The organism is Bombilactobacillus mellifer, assembly GCF_000970795.1.
Lineage (GTDB): Bacteria > Bacillota > Bacilli > Lactobacillales > Lactobacillaceae > Bombilactobacillus > Bombilactobacillus mellifer.
In genome coordinates, this window is the sequence record NZ_KQ034028.1 from 946898 (window position 1) to 966548 (window position 19651).

At 40.3% G+C, this 19651-nt stretch carries 17 protein-coding genes; 5 read left to right on the forward strand and 12 right to left on the reverse strand.

The annotated features are described in order from the left end of the window. Positions 1 to 9: 9 nt before the first annotated feature. The 6 genes from xerD to JG30_RS04615 all read right to left on the reverse strand — a co-directional run bounded on the left by xerD (position 10) and on the right by JG30_RS04615 (position 8541). Entirely contained in the window at positions 10 to 915 is a 906-nt protein-coding gene (xerD, locus tag JG30_RS04590) for a site-specific tyrosine recombinase XerD (protein ID WP_046316546.1), read from the reverse strand. Beyond that, complete coding sequence (locus JG30_RS04595) at positions 908 to 1762, reverse strand: CvfB family protein (protein WP_046317247.1); 855 nt, start codon at positions 1760 to 1762, stop codon at positions 908 to 910. Before JG30_RS04595 ends, xerD begins: the two co-directional genes overlap by 8 nt. Positions 1763 to 1784: 22 nt before the next feature. Beyond that, positions 1785 to 2246 carry a DUF441 domain-containing protein gene (locus tag JG30_RS04600; RefSeq protein ID WP_046316548.1) on the reverse strand — a complete coding sequence of 154 codons (462 nt, stop codon included), beginning with the start codon at positions 2244 to 2246 and terminating at the stop codon, positions 1785 to 1787. 109 nt (positions 2247 to 2355) lie between these two features. Next, on the reverse strand, positions 2356 to 4125 hold the full coding sequence (pyk, locus tag JG30_RS04605) for a pyruvate kinase (protein WP_046316550.1): 1770 nt from the start codon (positions 4123 to 4125) through the stop codon (positions 2356 to 2358). 73 nt (positions 4126 to 4198) lie between these two features. Next, positions 4199 to 5158, reverse strand: a complete 960-nt coding sequence (gene pfkA / locus JG30_RS04610) for a 6-phosphofructokinase (protein ID WP_046316552.1) — start codon at positions 5156 to 5158, stop codon at positions 4199 to 4201. Positions 5159 to 5457: 299 nt separating this feature from the next. Further along, positions 5458 to 8541, reverse strand: coding sequence for a DNA polymerase III subunit alpha (locus JG30_RS04615; RefSeq protein ID WP_052725199.1), 3084 nt, complete (start codon positions 8539 to 8541; stop codon positions 5458 to 5460). 105 nt (positions 8542 to 8646) lie between these two features. On the opposite strand from JG30_RS04615, the gene JG30_RS04620 reads away from it, so the two are divergent. Continuing rightward, positions 8647 to 8829 (forward strand): YjzD family protein, encoded by a 183-nt coding sequence (locus JG30_RS04620; protein WP_046316553.1) that lies wholly within the window; start codon positions 8647 to 8649, stop codon positions 8827 to 8829. Between the two features lie 19 nt (positions 8830 to 8848). Here the strand turns inward: JG30_RS04620 and JG30_RS04625 are convergent, their stop codons facing one another. From JG30_RS04625 to obgE, 6 genes are all read right to left on the reverse strand, one after another. Further along, positions 8849 to 9571 carry a hypothetical protein gene (locus JG30_RS04625; protein ID WP_046316555.1) on the reverse strand — a complete coding sequence of 241 codons (723 nt, stop codon included), beginning with the start codon at positions 9569 to 9571 and terminating at the stop codon, positions 8849 to 8851. 65 nt (positions 9572 to 9636) lie between these two features. Next, on the reverse strand, positions 9637 to 9822 hold the full coding sequence (gene rpmF, locus JG30_RS04630) for a 50S ribosomal protein L32 (protein ID WP_046316556.1): 186 nt from the start codon (positions 9820 to 9822) through the stop codon (positions 9637 to 9639). A gap of 117 nt (positions 9823 to 9939) precedes the next feature. Next, positions 9940 to 10746 carry an SDR family NAD(P)-dependent oxidoreductase gene (locus tag JG30_RS04635; RefSeq protein WP_046316559.1) on the reverse strand — a complete coding sequence of 269 codons (807 nt, stop codon included), beginning with the start codon at positions 10744 to 10746 and terminating at the stop codon, positions 9940 to 9942. Between the two features lie 4 nt (positions 10747 to 10750). Next, positions 10751 to 11686, reverse strand: coding sequence for a ribonuclease Z (rnz, locus tag JG30_RS04640; RefSeq protein WP_046316561.1), 936 nt, complete (start codon positions 11684 to 11686; stop codon positions 10751 to 10753). 16 nt (positions 11687 to 11702) lie between these two features. Next, a complete protein-coding gene (locus JG30_RS04645; protein WP_046316563.1) occupies positions 11703 to 13613 on the reverse strand; it encodes an acyltransferase family protein in 1911 nt (636 codons plus the stop codon). 22 nt (positions 13614 to 13635) lie between these two features. Further along, entirely contained in the window at positions 13636 to 14931 is a 1296-nt protein-coding gene (obgE, locus tag JG30_RS04650) for a GTPase ObgE (protein WP_179854042.1), read from the reverse strand. 169 nt (positions 14932 to 15100) lie between these two features. Between obgE and JG30_RS04655 the strand changes: the two genes are divergently transcribed. The 4 genes from JG30_RS04655 (at position 15101) to JG30_RS04670 (ending at position 19595) form a co-directional block, all read left to right on the forward strand. Beyond that, a complete protein-coding gene (locus JG30_RS04655) occupies positions 15101 to 15859 on the forward strand; it encodes a DeoR/GlpR family DNA-binding transcription regulator (RefSeq protein WP_046316567.1) in 759 nt (252 codons plus the stop codon). Further along, a complete protein-coding gene (gene pfkB, locus JG30_RS04660; RefSeq protein ID WP_046316569.1) occupies positions 15856 to 16773 on the forward strand; it encodes a 1-phosphofructokinase in 918 nt (305 codons plus the stop codon). The genes JG30_RS04655 and pfkB overlap by 4 nt, the downstream gene beginning before the upstream one ends. Positions 16774 to 16788: 15 nt before the next feature. Beyond that, positions 16789 to 18735, forward strand: coding sequence for a PTS fructose transporter subunit IIABC (locus JG30_RS04665; RefSeq protein ID WP_046316570.1), 1947 nt, complete (start codon positions 16789 to 16791; stop codon positions 18733 to 18735). Positions 18736 to 18977: 242 nt separating this feature from the next. After that, positions 18978 to 19595, forward strand: coding sequence for a copper homeostasis protein CutC (locus JG30_RS04670; protein WP_046316572.1), 618 nt, complete (start codon positions 18978 to 18980; stop codon positions 19593 to 19595). Positions 19596 to 19651: the final 56 nt, after the last annotated feature.

Consider the following 19651-nt stretch of genomic DNA (forward strand, 5'->3'; position numbering starts at 1 on the left):
CCAACACTCCTATGCTCGAGGATGTGTCCGTTGATAGACGGCTAACATCCGTTTCTGCGATAAATGTGTATAAATTTGGGTGGTTGCAATATCGCTATGTCCCAACAATTCTTGGACAACTCGTAAATCCGCTCCATGTTCCAATAAATGTGTGGCAAAGGTATGGCGCAACGTATGGGGCGTGATATTTTTTTGAATATCTGCTTGTTGGACGTATTTTTTAATTAAATTCCAAATCGCCTGCCGTGTTAAAGGATTACCGTGAAAATTCACAAAAACAATATTATGCCGACGCCGATAGCGGGCAACTAAATCAGCACGACTAGTAGCAATATATTGTCGAAGCCAATTAATAGCAATATCACCAATAGGGATCAGCCGTTCCTTTTGACCTTTGCCCAAGACTTTGATTAAACCTAAATCCAAGTGTAAATTATTTAAGCTCAAATTTGCCGCTTCACTAACCCGAATCCCAGTGGCATACATAGTTTCTAAAAGCGCGCGATCTCGGATTCCCAAAGTTTTTTGCACATCAGGTTGATTTAATAATAACTGAATTTCGGGTTCTGACAACGCTTGAGGTAAATGCTGTCCCCTTTTCGGTGAATCGATATCTAACATCGGATCTTTTTGAATTTGATGGGTTTTCAGCAGCCAGCGATAAAACTGGCGTAAAGCCGAAGTAATTCGCGCTAATGAACTTTCAGCTTTACCCTGCTGTAATTGGTACGCTAAAAAATTTATAATTGTATAATGGTCTTCTGGAATTTGAGTTTTTCCCTGCTGTTGTAAATAAGCTTCAAATTCCCGAATGTCTTGTTGGTAGCTGCTGACACTATTTTGTGCCAAATTGCGTTCCAAGCGTAAATAACGGGTAAAATCTGCTACTAAATCACGATTTAAATGACTAATCATCGGTTTCGCAAAGCTGAATTCCTGCAGCAGTTTGAATAATTAACCGACGTTTAAGCAAATTCCCTAATGCACGTTTAAAACTACTTTTACTTATGCCAAAATAATTTTTAATTGCTTGCGGATCACTTTTATCATTAAAATTAATCTGGTGCTGCGGTTGATGTTGCAAGACTGCTAAAATCATTGCGGCATCGTCACTGATTTCTTCATAAGCCCGCGGTTTTAAAGATAAATTAACATGATCAAAACTAACCCCAATTACCCGTGCTGCCACAACCTCACCTAAGCGTGGTTCCCGCTCTCGTTCACTGGGGTGAATGAACCCTAAATGATAATCATTAGTTAAAACATAAGTCCCGTTTAATTTTAAACGATACACTGTCGCTTGAACATTTTGATTTTGCAATTGGGGAGTTACTGGACGAGCTAACTGTTGATAAATTGTCGAATCGGCTAGCTTTCCCCACAAACGATTTTTATGATCCACAATAATCCTTATTAATAATCGATCCCCAATTTGTGGCCATAAGGATTTCAGTTCCGGTAAATCATCTAACGACACTACAATATCTTTGTCAGGTAAGCCAATATTAACGAAAACTCCTAAATCACCACGCACCTTGCTCACCGTTCCAAAACCATAACGTCCTACCGTCGCTTGCGGGATTTTGGTGGTCATACAATACTGATGGTGTTGATTTTCATATAAAAAACCTTGCACGGTAACTGCCGCAGTTGCCGTTTTTCCCGACAAATGAAAAGTATGTCCTGCTACTGCAACCAAAGTCTCATTGGATTGATGTTGCTTAATTGTCCCTGTTTGAATGGTTCCTAATAAATTTTGCAATTCCAAATTTTACACCTCAATCTTATTTAAGACCCCAATTAGCTAAAAGTGTGACAATACAATAGGCCATCCCGGAAGCAATCACTGGTCCTGCAGCAATTCCCTTAAAGATTACAACGCCTAAAATAGTTCCTAAAACTAACGCCACGGTCATTTCAGGGCTGGCTGCCAAAAAATGTACACCTTTTTTGGACAAGATAGCAACTAGAATGCCGCAAGCAACGCCCACATAACCCGCCGGCGATTTAAAAGCGTTCAATAAGTCTTTAAAACCAATTTGACCTAAAGCAATCGGCATTAAAATCGCTACAGAAATCACGGTTACGCCCCAACTAATACCTTTATCTTGAACTAATTGCATTAATTTGGAGCTTTGAGGAAACAGTTTACAAATTAAAACCACGACACTCGCAATTTGCAAAGATTGATTTTTTCCCCAAATAGCAATAATGAAAATCAAGAATAAAAAAATCCAACTCTCCATGCTTCGTTCCCTCCAATTTCAATCATTATCTTAACATATTAAAAAGAGGTCACAGCAAAAGTTTCTGCTTGCTGACGACCTCTTAATTCAGAAAATAATCTAATTGGTCTTATAAAGAATTGGAAGCTCCACGATAAACATTGCCACGCCGCGAATCTACAGTAATGACGTCGCCTGCTTTAATGAGGCGTGTTGCATCAGCTGCTCCGACAATCACTGGCACGCCCATCGCAATTCCCACTACAGCTGCATGAGAGGTTAAGCCGCCATTTTCTACAATTAGTGCACTGGCTTTTTCAATTGCCGGCAGGTAATCTTTATCAGTAGTCTCTACGACTAAAATATCACCCTCACTAATTTTTTGTGCTGCTTCTTCGGCACTATGGGCAATCACTGCTTTGCCCACGACTGTCTCATCACCAACACCTTGACCTTTGACTAATTTAGAGCCAATTAACTGCACCTTCATCAAATTCGTGGTGCCACTTTCGCCAACAGGCACTCCGGCAACAATTAAAATCAAATCGCCTTCCTGCGCAAAACCCAGTTCTTGGGCCTTTTGGGTGGCCAAATCAAACATTGCATCCGTATTTTCCGGTCGATCGGTGACAATTGGATCTACACCCCAGTTCACCGTCAAACCACGTTGAGTGCGTTCGTCAAATGTAATTGCTAAAATATCAGCACTCGGACGATATTTAGAAATCATGCGTGCCGTATAACCGGATTTCGTAGCAGTCACAATAGTGTGGATTCCAAGTTCTTGAGCGGTCCGCACTACGGCTTCACCAATTGATTCCGTAGCATTAGAACCCTTATATTCTTCAAATCGTTGTAAAGCTAAAGTGTTAGCACCATCTAGTTGTTTTTGAGTCCGCAAGTTAATGCGATTCATGGTTGCTACAGATTCCACTGGGTAATCACCATTGGCACTTTCCCCGGATAACATGGTAGCATCTGTACCATCCAATACAGCATTGGCGACGTCGGTGACTTCGGCACGAGTAGGACGAGGATTTTCCTGCATGGAATCCAACATCTGAGTTGCCGTAATGACTGGCTTACCCAAAGCATTACATTTTTTAATCAAATTCTTTTGAACAAAGGGAACATTTTCAAATGGAATTTCCACTCCCATGTCCCCACGAGCCACCATCAAACCATCAGCAACTTTGAGAATATCATCAATGTTATCAATGCCTTCTTGGGATTCAATCTTCGGGAAAATCTGAACATGTTCCATATGTTTAGCTTCTAATAATTCCCGAATATCTAAAACGTCCTGTGCTTTACGCACAAAACTAGCAGAAATATAGTTAATCTCGTGATCTAAACCAAAATTTATATCCGCAGTATCTTTTTCAGTAATTCCTGGTAAACGAATTTCCACTCCAGGTGCATTCACACCCTTTCTGGAACCAATAAGACCATCATTTTGGACTTCAGTTACCAATTCTTTATGAGCGTCATCTTTATCAGTGATTTTGAGATCAACCAGTCCATCGTCGATTAACACATGACCACCCACGTGAGTGTCATCATATAATCCCGGATAAGTCACAGCAATTTTTTGCGGTGTACCGGTTAAATTACTATCCATTGAAACTCGAATTACATCGCCAGTATGAGCTTCAAATTTACCATTTTCTTGGGCTGTGGTCCGAATCTCAGCACCTTTAGTGTCCAGCATAATGCCCACGACTTTACCAGTAATTTTTTCCGCTTCGTGAACCATTTTCATCCGCTCTAAATGTTCTTCATGATCACCATGAGAAAAATTAAAACGAAATACATTAGCTCCGGAATTAATTAATTGAACAATTGTGTCCACAGTATTACTTGCTGGTCCTAAAGTACTAACGATTTTGGTTCTTTTCATTAATTATTCTCCTTCTATATTAAGCCCTTGTTTTTTTATGCGCAATCACACGCTCATACTATAACAAAATACTCTATTTGGCTAAAGTTTTGTTTATATCGTATAATTCCAAATCGGGTTGATGCTTCTCAGTAAATAAATCACTGATTTTATGATAGGTCAATTTATTTTGTTCCATACCTACCGCAATCCCACCACGACCTTCTTTAAGTAAGTCCACAGCATAAGCACCCATTTTGCTGGCTAAAACGCGATCACGGGCCGTCGGTGCACCGCCACGTTGAACATGCCCTAAAACCGTGCTGCGGGCATCAAAATCACCGTATTGCTTCAGTTGCTGCATAAATTCATCAGCGTGCATAACTCCTTCAGCTAATACCACAATTGTATGTTTCTTACCCCGAGCACGTAAATTTTGAATATTTTGCGCAATTTGTTGCACATTATACTCGTGTTCGGGAACAATGATTTCATCAGCACCTCCGGCAGTACCTGCCCAAAGTGCAATATCGCCTGCACCACGACCCATAACTTCAATCACGAAGGTTCGCTCGTGACTCGCAGCTGTGTCACGAATTTTATCGATTAATTCCACCACCGTATTGACCGCAGTATCAAAACCAATAGTAAAGTCCGTGTAAGGAATATCATTATCAATAGTCCCCGGCAATCCAATCGCATTATAGCCATGCTCAGTTAAACGTAAAGCACCATGATAGGAACCATCACCGCCTATGACCACTAAGGCATCGACGCCAAACTTTTTTAACTGTTCAATACCACGCAATTGGCCTGAGACTTGGGCAAATTCCGGATAGCGAGCCGAATACAACATGGTACCCCCGCGATTAATAATATCGCCCACATCAGAACGGCCCATTTCAAAAATATCTCCCGCTACTAACCCAGCATAACCATAATTAATGCCACAGACTTTAAATCCGTAAAACATAGCCCGGCGCGTCACTGCCCGAATGGCGGCATTCATTCCGGGAGCATCGCCACCGCTGGTCATAATCCCAATTGTTTTCATTTCTATACCTCACACCTTTGTGTACTTCAATAAAACTACAATACAAAATATACCATTAATTCAAGAAAAAAACATGGTCACTTTCATAAAAACTGAAAGAATTACTAAGAAAAATTATATTGTGCTAACTGGGCTTTTAGTACCGCAAAGTTGACTTTGCCATGAAACTATCGAAAATATTTTCAGATAATTTACATTGCTCTTTTAGCCAGAACATTTTTATTATATTCTATTTACAGTAAACATGGTCAACGTTTTCACAAAAAACTTAACAGCCAATAAAACTGTCCCTAATAAACCTAATGGGTCGGCACTAAACTGGAAGCCAAAATAAATTTTTGTCCAATATATTCTTTTTGACCTTGTCGATCAGTGTTAACTGAGATCTCGACTAAATAAACCTGATTCAACAAAAGCTCAACTTGTTGATAGACCCCTGGGAAAACTGTCAGATTATAATCATGGATCTCATCGCCCCCCTGCACAAATGCCATTTGCGCGCCTTTTTTAGTCCGAATGACTCTAACTTTGTTGACCATATACAATACCCATCCCCGTTGACCTTTAGACAAGGTTAAAGGATTAATTAAGTGATAGGCTGAGTTAGCCAAGGCCTTTTTGTAAGGTGTGATCGGATGCCCGGAAATGTAAACTCCCAAAAATTGGCGTTCATATTGTAATTTTTGTATCGGGGAAAAATCTTGATCTGTGTGCTTTTTCAATTGCAAAGCTTGAATCAGGGCGCGATTTTGGCGGGCAAAATTTACATTTTCTATCAAGCCATCAACTTCTTGAACTAACCAGTTGCGATTGTTGTTAAATTCGTCTAAAGCGCCACTATAAATTAAGGGTAAAATATTATCAGTTTTACAAAATTTAGGTTCCAGGCGTTGTAAAAAATCGGTTAAGCTCACAAAGCGTCCTTGTTGACGCTGCTTTAAAATATTGGTAATGAAATCGCGGCGTAATTTTTTGATAAATAGTAAACCAAAGCGTAACTGACCTTGCTCCAAACTAAAATAGCGTTGACTAACATTAATCGCCGGACCTAAGATTTTAATATCCCGCATTTTGACAGTTTGCAAAATCTCTTGTACTTTTTGATCGTTATTGAGATTAGAGTTTAATAAAGCGGCAAAAAATGCTTGTGGATAATGGACTTTCAGATAGGCCAAAGAATAAGCTAAGCGACTATAAGCCACTGCATGGGATTTATTAAAGCCGTAATTGGCAAAATTTTCAATATAAGCATAAACCTGTTGAGCATTGTGCTTCTGATGACCACGCTGTAACGACCGTTGAATAAATTCAGTCCGCTTGGTGTCAATGAGCTGTTTGTTTTTTTTAGCCATCGCCCGCCGTAGTAAATCCGCTTCCGCCAAGCTAAAACCGGCCATTTGCGCTACCACTTGCATGACCTGCTCTTGATAAACCAGAATTCCATATGTCGGTTCTAGTATCGGTTTTAGAGAAGCATCGGGATAAGTAATCGGTTCTTGCTGATGCTTACGAGCAATAAAATGATTAATGTTTTTCATGGGACCCGGGCGATATAATGCATTGGTGGCCACAATATCGTCAAAACTGGTGGGCTGCAACCGCCGTAAAACTGAGCGAATCCCGGCTGATTCAAATTGGAAAACCCCTCCCGTTTCGCCCCGTTGAAAAAGCTGTAAAGTAGGTTCATCATTTAATGGAATTTTTTGCGGATCAAACTGGGGTGCGAAATTTTTTTGAACAAACTGTGTTGCGGCTTGTAGAATCGAGAGATTACGTAAACCTAAAAAATCAATTTTTAATAAACCCAAAGCTTCGACATTATTTTTAGTTTGTTGAGTTAAATAAGGACCTGCAGTGCTCCCCCGCTGTAAAGCTACCGTTTGAACTAATGGTTGACTGCTTAAAACAATCCCTGCCGCATGCGTGGAAAAATGTCGTGGCAAATTCTCAATTTTTAAAGCTGTCTGAAAAAGCAATTTATTCTTATTAGAGTACTGATATAATTGACGTAAAGCGGGTGACTTTTGATATGCTGAACGCAAAGTAATGCCTAACTCGGAGGGAATTGCTCGCGACCATTGACTTAATTCACTAGTACTTAATCCTAAGATCCGTCCCACATCACGTACCGCCTGCTTAGCAGCAAACGTTCCAAAAGTAATGATCTGTGACATATGCTGGGCACCATAGCGATCATACATATATTGGACTAATTCATCACGCCGATTATCCGGAATATCCAGATCGATGTCGGGCATGTCGACACGTTCCGGATTTAAAAAACGCTCGAAAAGCAATCCATATTCTAACGGATCAATTTGGGTAATTCCCAATAAATAACTCACTAACGATCCTGCCGCCGAACCTCGACCCGGACCAGTCATAATTTGTCGTCGATGAGCTTGTTCGACAACATCCCAAACAATTAAAAAATAGTCCGCGTAGCCCATCTCTTCTATGACCTTTAATTCATGCTGGGCACGTTTTTGATATTTATCAGGAACTTTATTGGCAAAATGTTGTGTTAATCCTTGCTGAACTAATTGGGTTAAATAGTTAATTGAGCTAACCTGTTTTGGTGTCGGGTAATTGGGTAGCTGGGTACGGATAAAGGGAATTTGGACATTACATTGAGCAGCAATTTTTTCCGTATTATCCAGAGCACTTTTGAGATCATGTGCTTGAAAGTCAGCTTGGAACTCTTGAGCTGATCGTAAATAATAATCGCCTTGTGCTTGATAATGCGTAATTTTTTCTCCGCGTTCAATATGTTGTAAAACTGCTGTAGCAAAAGCATCCTGAGGTTTTAAATATTGAACATGATCTAAGGCCACAATAGGCAGCTGCTGCAATTCAGCCCAACGCGCAATCATGGGAGCCTGCGGTGCGAAATCTTTACGCAGACTCACTCCTATATATAAATCTTGTGGTTTGATTGCCCGCAGGTTTTGCGACCATTGCTGCAATATAGTCGAATCCTGGGCTAAACAGGTTTTTAATTCACCTTCAGGAGGAGCAATCAAAATTAAGTCCGTTAGCTCAATTTGTTCATCTTGTAAAGTAAGTGGTGTAGTGGTAGTCATCACGGCGGTAGATAGCTTTAATAATTGTTGATAACCTTGATTATTTTTGGCTAAAACCAACCAGGGATAAGTTGTTTGTTGATCAACTAAACCGCTAACTTGTAAAGTCATCCCTAACAGGGGCTTCAGATGCGCTTGGTGGGCCAATTTATAGAAATCCACCAGTCCATAAGTCACATTCACGTCACACAACGCCAAGGCACTGTAACCTTGGGAGTGTGCTTGCTGTACTAGCGTTGGTAAAGCAATGGAGCTCTGTAATAACGTATAACTGCTCATTACTTGTAATTGACTAACCATAATGTCCGTCCTTTCTCAATTATTTTACAACAAATATTGACGCGTTTTATAGTCTGGACCTATATTATGTGTTAAAATCGAATTTATGAAAGAGAGATGGGACGCATGAAGTATCTGGTAACTTTATTTTGGACTATTATCTACGGCCAAGTTATCGGTTACATGGGTGCAGCTTTAACGAGTACGCAGGATAATCCTGTGAATGCCCTTGTGATTTCAATCATCTTCGGTCTTATTTTATGTGTGTTACCACAAATTTTAAAACCCGCTTCTCAAAAAAAAGGATAGCCAATCTGGCTATCTTTTTTTATTGATGAGTTAAATATACATACAAAGCTTGGTTAGTAATACTCGTTTGGATTTGGCGACCGTTGGAAGTAATCGTGCGTAAGACAGTTTTGCCACGCCGCAGCCGCCGTGTTTCCTGATTTAGCTGTTGCAAAATCTGCGGACCATTGGCGCCGGTTAGAGTAGTGATCCGCATGATGGATTGTGCCATTGCCATTTTTTGATCTTTAGATTTTAAATGCGCCAACGGATAAATTAAAGTCAACCCCATTAATTGCTGATTTTGTACATTAACGCGTAATGTCGCTTGTGGTGCTATGGATAGATTTTTCATTTCATTATTTATGATCAACGGAATCGATGAGGCGGATTGTCCTAAGTGTAAATAATTATATTTTTGTGCAAATTGCGCATAAGTCATCACTGGCCGATTAGCTTTAACTTTAACACTTTTAAACTCTTTATGTCCGTGATAGTTGCTACACAGGCGCACATTTTGTTCTTCATTAGATCGTGGGACACTGACCACGAAAGAACCCTTATTATTGGTTAAAGCATGTAACCGGGATTGATGATTGATAGTATAACTCAAATGAGCTTTTGCTGGGCACTGTCCCTTAATAATAGCGGCCATTTGATCAGCGTGATAAGTTTGGTGAGTCGTCGTTAAATAATTATGAGAACAGCCCGTTATGAGTCCCAAAAATAATATGACCCCACATCCAAGGATTTTTTTGCGCATAATTATCACCTAGAAACAATTGAGGACAGACCTGTATAACTTTTCAAGTCTGTCCTCAACAATATTTACTCATTATTTTCTGACGTAGCAACAACTTGTTTACCTTTGTAATAACCCTTTGGTGAAACATGATGATTGCGACGATATTCGCCCGTCGTCACATCAAATTGAATATTAGGTTGATTTAACTTAATATGACCCCGACGTTGACGCTTTTTTTGCTTTGAAGTTTTTCTTGCTGGAACTGCCATATTTAATACTTCTCCTTTTAACTAGTTAACTAAAATACAATAAAACTTGCGTACCCCTAACATGGTACTATCAAACATTCAAGAGGGCAAGTATTTTTAAAAATTTAATTTTTATTTCTATTTCTGATTGCCCAAGGTCCTTGTCAAAAAATCTCCTATTCTTGGAAATAATTGATAACCTAAGTAACCCAGTTCCATTATCCAAGGAGTATTAAGCTCCCGTACTGGCCGGCCAATGCAATGGATAATTTTGTGAGCTAATTGTTGAGGATCCAATATAATCTTGCCCATACTTTTTAAGTAGTTCCCTGTATGATCGGCAATCTCAAAAAAGTTAGTTTGCACGGGACCCGGATTAATAGTGGTAACTTGAACATTTAAAGGTTGTAATTCTAAACGCAAACTATTGGAAAAAGCGATAATTGCTGCTTTAGTGGCCGAATAGACAGCAGACTTAGGTGTCGCAATTTTACCACCCATTGATCCAATATTAATAATTTGACCACATCCTTGGTCAATCATTGGTGCTGCTATGTATCGTGTCATCAACAGCGTTCCCAAGACATTAACGTGCAGCATTTGCTTCCACAGCTGATAATCTGTGGCCATAAATTCAGTAAAGTCGCCAAAACCAGCTGCGTTAATTAAAACGTCGGCAGTTCCCACTTCATGTTGAATCTTGGCAGCAACATTTTTAACACCCACAGCATTGCTGACATCTAAAGGATAAATCTGGACTGGTTGGGAGGTTAAAGCTTGACAGGTACTTTGCAATTCTTTTAAGCGTTCCTCGCGTCGCGCAATTAAGATTAAACTGGCCTGCTGTTGAGCCAATTGGAGCGCTAATTGTTGACCAATCCCTGATGACGCCCCGGTAATCGCGATTTTGTCTTGGGCTAAGTTTTGTAAAGCCGAAATCTGCATTAATTTACTCCTGATGTTTAAATTGTACAACAAATTGATCAAAATCTTTCACAACATATGATTGGGGAAAGATTTTACGTGCATCTTTTAATAATTCATAAAACTGCGGCCCGACATAGCGTGCCGAAATATGCGTTAATAATAATTGCTGTACATGAGCCTGCAGGGCCACATGTGCAGCTTGACTACTAGTAGAATGATAATGTTGATGGGCCAGTTTTGCCTGATCTCCTGCTAAAGTACTTTCATGAACTAACACATCAGCATTTTGCGCCAAAGTAACACTTTTTTTAGTATACCTTGTATCGCCTAAGATAGTCACGATTCTGCCTAATTGTGGTGGCCCGATAAAATCCTGCCCGTTGAGTTGTGTACCATCAGGTAAATTGATCGTTTTTCCTCGCTTCAGTTGGCCTAATAAGGGGCCATTCGGCACATTATAAGCCCGAACCCGATCCATCAATAATTCGCCTGGATGTGGTTTTTCTTCAATACGATAACCAAAGCAAGTGATCCGATGATCTAGTTTCCCACAAGTCACTTTGAACGTAGCATCATCGAAGATCAGGCCATTAGTTCGTAATTCATGATAATTAATTTTATAACCCAAGTGACTTTCCGATAAATTCAGGGTTGTTTGAACAAACTTTTTAATCCCTACAGGACCATAAAGATCCAAGGGTGTAGTGCCTCCTTGAAAAGAACGGGAAGACAAAAGGCCGGGTAGCCCAAAAATATGATCACCGTGTAAATGAGTAATAAAAATTTTATTAATTTTGCGAGGACGGATAGATGTGCATAAAATTTGTTGCTGGGTAGCCTCGCCTACATCAAACAACCATACCTCATTGCGTTCGTTTAATAATTTTAAAGCGACACTGGACAAATTGCGATCTTTCGAGGGAACCCCTGAACCGGTTCCTAAAAACTGTAATTCCATTCTTTAACTTCCATCTTTAATATTTGATTGTTTGTAAAATTTTTTGGGCAATCACAAAACTATAATTTTTTGAGCCCTGTGCATTCGTATGCACTTGATCTGCATAAAACCAATTAGGATGCTGCTGAGCAACTTTCTGCCAGTCGATTAAATACAGATTTGAATTTTGTTGGATTTGTTTTTTCAAAGTATTGTTTACGGCTTGCTCCCACGAGCGTGTAGGAACATGGACTGTAATCCAAAATACCTGTCGCTTCGGACCCACTAAATGTAAAACTTCCTGAATTTGTGCGGGATTCACAGGACCATTAGTGCCTAATCCAATAACGATAACGGCTGGTAAAATCTGTTTATGACGGTAATCTTGTAAAATATCAATAGCAGCCTGTGGTTGCCGACTAACTTCAGCATTAATGATCATATTGGGAAAAATTTGCCGTAATCCATCAGCCCCATTAACCATTACCGAATCACCAATAGCTAATACCGACAAATCTTGTGCGCGTTGTAAATTATATTGGGAAATGCCCATTTTTTGATATTCTTGATTGATCGGATGCTGTTGGGCTCTCAAATGCCATTTTTTAATCTGGGCTTTAGAGACTGACGGCTGCGGCGCCGTTTTTAATTTAGATATCACCTTTTGATTATTTTTAGAGTTTAGTTGACGATTATGTTGGATATTTTTTTCTAAATGGCCTTGGGTCACATTAATCGGCGGCTTCATATATAATGACTGAATAATGCCCCCCGTGCCCATGGCACCTAAAAAACTTACAACTCCTATAGTGAGCAGTCCGCGATACTTAGGTGGATAGCGCCAAAAACGCCACCAAAGAATGCCCCAATTGTTTACTATCAACGGTCGCTCAATAAAATAATACGATATAGCACTAACTATCAAAATCAAAACAATTTCACATAAGGCATAAAAATAAGGATGAGCCGCAATATTTTTGACTTTGGATTCAAAAAAAATCATGATTGGAAATTGATAAAGGTACAAACCATAACTTAGTTGACCAATCCAATTAAAAACCGGATTGGTTAAGAGTTTATTCCAAAGAGAACTAGGATGCGCTACCACTGCAATTAAAACAGTTGTCAAAAACGAAAAAAAGAACATGCCTCCCTGGTAGGCTGCGGGAGATTCGGCGGATAAATTTAACATTAATATTAAAATGCAAATTAAGCAGCCTCCGCCACAAATATCCAAAAAGTAACGTACGGAACGATCAATATGTGCTCGTAGCCGATTAGTGGGCCAAATAAAGGCCAGTAACATCCCCCAGGTTAAAGAAAACAGGCGCGTATCGCTGCCATAATAAATGCGACTGGGATCAACATGCGGTTTGTACAAAGCCGCCATCAGTGCAGCAGATAATAAAGTGAGTAAGAGCAATAAATATTTAATAAAACGTTCTGAAACTAAATGTAATAATAATAATAAAATAATCGGACTAAGAAAGTAGAATTGACCTTGAAGCGATAAAGTCCACAAGTGATTAAAAGGCGACTCATTATTGGCAAACCGTTCAAAATAAGATTGGCCGTGATTAATTTCCCAAAAGTTAAAAACATTGGCCAAATTACTACAAACAATTGCCCCCAGATGTTGCAGTAAATTGCGTTGAAAACAAACAATGTAGGCACACGTCCCCCAAAGCATCGTACACAATGCCGGATAGAGCCGTTTAACACGTTTGCGATAATAATTGCCCAAATCAAAATGACCAGTATGATGCCAAGCCCGCAAAATCTGATCCGTGATTAAATATCCCGTTAAACCTAGAAAAATTAAAACGCCTAAATAACCCCCCGCAAAAATATTCGGATTCAAATGGTATAAGATGACCCCAACGACTCCAAGGGTTCTTAACCCATTAAAACCCGTAATATAGCGACGTTTATGGACAATAGCTTTCACGATCCCGCCTCGGTTAAATTAATTACATAAATTCAAATTCAAAATCGTCGATAATCACAGTGTCGCCACTTTTAGCTCCAGCTTTTAACAAAGCATCGTCTACCCCCATTTTACGTAATTTTCGGGCAAAACGTAAAACACCATCTTGATAATTGAGATTGCTTCGTTGTAAGAGGGCGCTCACAGCCACATTGGTCACTGTGTAAGTGTTATCGCCCACTTTCTGTACTTGAATTGCTTGTTCTTGTTGCTGAGGTTGATAATGATAATTTTTAGTTTGAATTGCCTGCTTCGATACCGTTGATTGCAGTGTGGGAGCATCTGCCAAAACAGTAGCGACATGTCTTAACAACTCGTCCACACCTTGATGCGTGGCGCTTGAGATTTGATAAACCGCATCTTGAGGTAACTGCAAAGTTTTTACAAAACTCATTAATCTTTCTTGACTACCTGGTAAGTCCATCTTCGTAGCCACAATCACTTGTGGCCGTTTTAATAATTTTGCATCATAATTTTTTAACTCTTGTTGTATTTGCTGATAGTCAGCTACTGGATCGCGGCCATTATTCGGATCCATTTCCACCAAATGCAAAAGTACCCGCGTCCGTTCAATGTGTCGCAAAAACTGAAATCCTAACCCGACGCCCGTACTTGCTCCTGCAATCAGTCCGGGCAAATCGGCCATTACAAAATCACGACCATCAGCTAATTGAACCATACCTAAATTGGGTGCCAAAGTTGTAAAATGATAAGCAGCAATTTTGGGTTTAGCCGCAGTAGCGACTGATAATAACGTCGATTTTCCCACCGAAGGGAAACCAACTAAACCAACATCGGCGAGAACACGTAATTCCAGTTGTAAGTTTCGTTCTTCTCCCGGTGTTCCGTTTTCAGCAATTTCGGGAGCGGTGTTGCGCGAATTAGCAAAATGAATATTGCCACGACCACCATGACCACCATGAGCCACAACCAGTTCCTCATCTTTTTTTGTTAAATCACCTAAAACGGTATCTGTGTCTAAATCCGTTACCACAGTCCCCGGAGGCACACTGATCCAGACATTTTGGGCATTAGCCCCATGCATGGATTTAATCATCCCATTGCCACCAGCCGCTGCTTTAAACTGACGTTGATAGCGAAAATCCATTAAAGTCCGTAAACCAGTATCTACTTTAAGGATAACATTACCGCCTTCACCACCATCACCGCCGGCTGGACCACCATTAGGGACAAACTTTTCATGACGAAAGGCGACCGCTCCATCGCCACCCTTTCCAGCCTTTACTTTTATCGTGACTTTGTCAACAAACATTGGGATCCTCCCTATATTTAGTCAATCAGTAATTCTACCATATTTTAGTTTAAAATTCTTACCAATCTGTGCATTAAACGTCAAAAATATTATTTGACTGTTTTTGGATCTTTTTGAGTATTTTTAATTGATTTTGAAAGAAAATGTCGTATTATATTCATGGGGTGATATGTAAGTGATTACAGCAAAGCGTCAACAGCTTATTTTAGGACAACTGCAGCAAAAAGAAATTATCACGGTCGAGGAATTATGTCAGTTGACTCATTCATCAGAATCAACGATTCGTAGAGACCTGATTAATTTAGAAAAGCAACAATTATTAACTCGTGTTCACGGCGGCGCCAAATTGATTGCCAATAATTTGCGAACTGAACCTCAAATCGGTCAACGCCAACAAGTTAATTTAGCGCAAAAACGCACCATTGCCACTTATGCAGCTAACTTAGTCCAAGATGACGAAGTAATTTACCTGGATTCCGGCACTACCACGAGTGCCATGATTCCGTTACTAGTTCATCGGCAAAACTTATTAGTTGTGACAAATGGCGTGAATACAGCCTCACTGTTAGCTGATTATCAGATCCCTACTATTGTATTAGGAGGCCAATTACGCAGTTCGACCAAGGCCGCGGTTGGATTGAGTCTCACCAGATATTTGACCAATTGTCATTTCGACCGTGCCTTTATGGGTACCAATGGTTTTGATTTACAGTATGGTTATACCACCCCCAACGCGGAAGAATCAGCCGTCAAGCAACTGGCTGTGCAACAAGCTACAGTGGCCTATGTTTTGAGTGATGCCACTAAATATCAGCAAGTTCGTTTTAGTAAATTTGCAGATTTAAAAGCTGCGACACTAATTACTGATTGTTTGCCGCCTGCTGCTTATCAACTATTATCACAACAAACCAAAATATTGGAGGCTAAAAAATGATTTATACCATTACGGCTAATCCTTCAATTGATTACGTTTTACAGTTGTCTCAATTGAAATCCGGCAGTATTAATCGCGCTATTGATGATGTCAAGCTGCCCGGCGGCAAAGGGATTAATGTTTCTCGCATTTTACAACAATTAGGTTTGGATTCTACTGCTTTAGGTTTTATTGGGGGCGCCACCGGTACTTTTTTTACTACCTTATTAAGTGCCCACCAACTCCAAACGGATTTTGTTCGGGTTAAAGATGATACTCGAATTAATATTAAGTTAAAAACCGCCACTGAGGAAACGGAAATCAATGGTCAAGGACCTGCGATTACAACTGCTGAAAAGCAAACTTTTCTGGAAAAATTAACTCCGTTCACTCAAGGCGATGTAGTGATCATGTCCGGGAGTTTGCCGCGTAATTTGGATAACAATTTTTATTTAGAAATTGCTCAACAAATTACGCAACAAGGCGCCGAATTTGTAATTGATACAACCGGACAGGCACTATTAGATACCTTACAGTTAGGGCCTTTGGTGGTTAAGCCGAATCATCATGAATTAGCCGAGCTCTTTGCTACCACTTTTAATAATTTAGACGATATAATTCAAGCAGCAAAGCGGTTGTTACAATTAGGTGCCAAACATGTTTTGGTGTCGATGGCCGGCGATGGCGCTTTATTAGTTACTGAAAAGCACGCTTATCAATGTAATGCTCCGCACGGTCAAGTAAAAAATTCTGTCGGTGCTGGTGACTCGATGATTGCTGGCTTTGTGGGTACCTACATGCAAACGCATGATCTCCAGGAAAGCTTTCATTATGGGGCAGCTTGTGGTTCTGCAACCGCTTTTTGTGAAGACCTCGCCACTTTGTCTGATATCAATGAGGTATACCAAAAGATTACAGTCACGCAATTACAGTAAAGGAGTTTAATTATCATGGATCTCAAAGAACTATTACGTCAAGATGTCATGATCATGGATTTAAAGGCAACCACCAAAGAAGCCGTAATTGATGAAATGATTGCCAACTACGCTAAACATGGTGTGATTGATGACGTTGAGTTATTTAAGCAAGATGTTTTAAAACGCGAAGCCGAAACTAGTACGGGCATTGGCGATGGCATTGCCATGCCGCATGCCCGCGATAAAGCCGTTAAAAAAGCTACCGTGATGTTTGCTAAAAGCAAAGCCGGCGTAGATTACGATGCTTTGGATGGTCAACCTGTTTACTTGTTCTTTATGATTGCGGCTCCAGAAGGCGCCGATACCTTGCATCTGCAGGCTTTAGCCGCATTGTCAGCCTTATTAATTGATCCCAAATTAGTAGCTGATCTGAAAAAAGCGCAAACCCCAACGGAAGTCCAAGCGTTATTTGACGCAGCCGAAGCCAAAAAAGAGGCCAAAGATCAAGCTGAGGCGCAAAAAAAGGCGCAAGCCCCGGCAGAAAATGCAACGGATTCCGACAAGAAATTTGTAGTAGCCGTTTGTGCCTGTCCTAACGGAATCGCCCATACCTATATGGCCGAAGCAGCCTTAAAAGAGCAAGCTGAAAAAATGGGGGTTGATATCCGCGTTGAAACCAACGGTTCTGAAGGAGTTAAAAATAAATTAACTGCCGCGGAAATCAAACGCGCTGACGGGGTCATTTTAACGGCCGACAAAAAAGTCGATATGCCCCGTTTCGACGGCAAACCACTATTAAATCGGCCGGTCATCGACGGTATTAATAAAGCCCAAGAATTGATTGAAAAAGTGGAATCCGGCAAAGCCCCGATTTACCATGCGGATCCTACTGAAAGCGGAGCTACTAATACTTCCGATGATGGTGAAGGCAAGTCCTTATGGAATCGTGTCTACGATGATTTAATGAATGGTGTTTCACATATGCTGCCGTTTGTTGTTGGCGGCGGAATTTTAATGGCCCTTTCCTTTCTGTTAGAGAATATGGTCGGTGCTAAATCTACAACTTTCTTATTCTTCAATGGTATTGGTAATTATGCATTTAGTTTCTTAATTCCGGTTTTAGCGGCTTATATTGCCGTTTCCATGGCTGACTTGCCCGCTTTGATGCCTGGATTTGTGGCTGGTTACATGGCCTCGCAAGCTTCAGCTAGTTTTCTACACTCAGAAAGTCCTGCAGGTTTCATTGGTGGTCTGCTGGGTGGTTTCATTGCTGGATGGGTTATTATCCTTCTCAAGAAGGCTTTCGCCAAAATTCCTCAATCGCTGAATGGAATGAAACCAATGCTCCTCTATCCGGTATTCGGTCTCTTGCTTGTGGGAGCAATTATGTTCTTTATCATTGACCCAATCTTTGCCGTGGTTAATCAATTTATTACCCACTTCTTAACCACTATGGGTACCGGCAATGCCGTATTACTGGGGGCTTTACTGGCCGGCATGATGGCTTTAGATATGGGAGGTCCCTTCAATAAAGCCGCTTATGCTTTTGCTATTGGTACTTTTACTGCTACCAAAGATGGCGCTTTGATGGCCGCTGTTATGGCTGGTGGTATGATTCCGCCGCTTGCAATTGCTTTTGCCTGCACTGTTTGGAGTAAAAAATTTACACAAGCTGAACACCAAGCCGCAATGAGCAATTACATTTTGGGAGCAGCATTTATTACTGAAGGTGCTATTCCTTTTGCTGCTGCTGATCCACTCCATGTTATAGTCTCAAGCGTCATTGGCGCTGCAATTGGTGGCGGTTTAACTCAGTTCTGGCATGTCAATGTGCCTGCACCTCACGGTGGCATTTTCGTCGCTCCTCTTTCTAATCAACCTTGGCTGTTCTTACTATCGGTCATTTTAGGAGCTTTAGTAGCTGGCATTATTTACGGTCTATGGAAACCGGCTTCTCAAGAAGTACAACCCGCAAATTAAAAATGAATTAGAGCAAAAAAAGATAGTTAAATTTTAGATTTAGCTATCTTTTTTTTAATATAAAACATGGCAAAACATAATCTTTAGATAAGTAATAACTTAAATTATTTGCTAATCAGAAAGTAACTTACGGGCTAGTACTTTTTTGTCTATTAACACATTAGTATTTCTACATACAAATTTAAGAATAATAAAACCTAGGTTTTGCGGTATATTAAAATTAAATTATGGAGGTGATTCCTTTGATTCGAGAAGTTCGCGTTAGCGATTATCGTAGTGCGGTGCGGGCCATTAAGCGTGGTGCAGCACGTATAGAATTGAATGCGGCCTTATCAGTGGGTGGCTTAACGCCCAGTTGGGCCAACATTCGCCAAACGATCGCGTTCGCCCATGCACAAAGTGTCCCCGTAATCGTTACGGTGCGTCCGCGCAGCGGTAGTTTCATCTATTCGGCCGCAGAAGTTCAAATTATCCAGCAAGATACACACATGATTGCCCAGCTCGGGGCTGATGGAATTTCATTAGGGTTATTAACTTCACATCATCAAATTAATACGACGCAACTCCAACAGATTTTAACGGATTTGCCACCTATCAATTTAATTTTTAATCGCGCTTTCGACCAAATTAATAATCAACCCTTAGCTATACAGTGGTTAATTGCTAATAACTTTCAACGCATTGTCACTCATGGCGGATCTTTAAATAAACCTTTAAACATCAAGCACTTGCAGGAAGTTATACAATGGTCCCACCGCCAAATTGAAATTTTGCCTAGCGGAGGCATTTCTCCTGGAAAAGTGGCTGATATTTTAAAAGTTTTAAATTTAACTCAAATTCAAGTTTCAAATATTGTTTAATTTTGATAATTAAGCCAATATTGGTCAAAAGTGGTACATTGAAGATAGTTAGGGAC

Bases quoted from the DNA above. Each gene is read 5' to 3' on its own strand.
- xerD (WP_046316546.1), bottom strand. From the start codon at position 915: ATGATTAGTCATTTAAATCGTGATTTAGTAGCAGATTTTACCCGTTAT.
- JG30_RS04600 (WP_046316548.1), bottom strand. From the start codon at position 2,246: ATGGAGAGTTGGATTTTTTTATTCTTGATTTTCATTATTGCTATTTGG.
- pyk (WP_046316550.1), bottom strand. From the start codon at position 4,125: ATGAAAAGAACCAAAATCGTTAGTACTTTAGGACCAGCAAGTAATACT.
- pfkA (WP_046316552.1), bottom strand. From the start codon at position 5,158: ATGAAAACAATTGGGATTATGACCAGCGGTGGCGATGCTCCCGGAATG.
- JG30_RS04615 (WP_052725199.1), bottom strand. From the start codon at position 8,541: ATGGTTAGTCAATTACAAGTAATGAGCAGTTATACGTTATTACAGAGC.
- JG30_RS04620 (WP_046316553.1), top strand. From the start codon at position 8,647: ATGAAGTATCTGGTAACTTTATTTTGGACTATTATCTACGGCCAAGTT.
- JG30_RS04625 (WP_046316555.1), bottom strand. From the start codon at position 9,571: ATGCGCAAAAAAATCCTTGGATGTGGGGTCATATTATTTTTGGGACTC.
- rpmF (WP_046316556.1), bottom strand. From the start codon at position 9,822: ATGGCAGTTCCAGCAAGAAAAACTTCAAAGCAAAAAAAGCGTCAACGT.
- JG30_RS04635 (WP_046316559.1), bottom strand. From the start codon at position 10,746: ATGCAGATTTCGGCTTTACAAAACTTAGCCCAAGACAAAATCGCGATT.
- rnz (WP_046316561.1), bottom strand. From the start codon at position 11,686: ATGGAATTACAGTTTTTAGGAACCGGTTCAGGGGTTCCCTCGAAAGAT.
- pfkB (WP_046316569.1), top strand. From the start codon at position 15,856: ATGATTTATACCATTACGGCTAATCCTTCAATTGATTACGTTTTACAG.
- JG30_RS04665 (WP_046316570.1), top strand. From the start codon at position 16,789: ATGGATCTCAAAGAACTATTACGTCAAGATGTCATGATCATGGATTTA.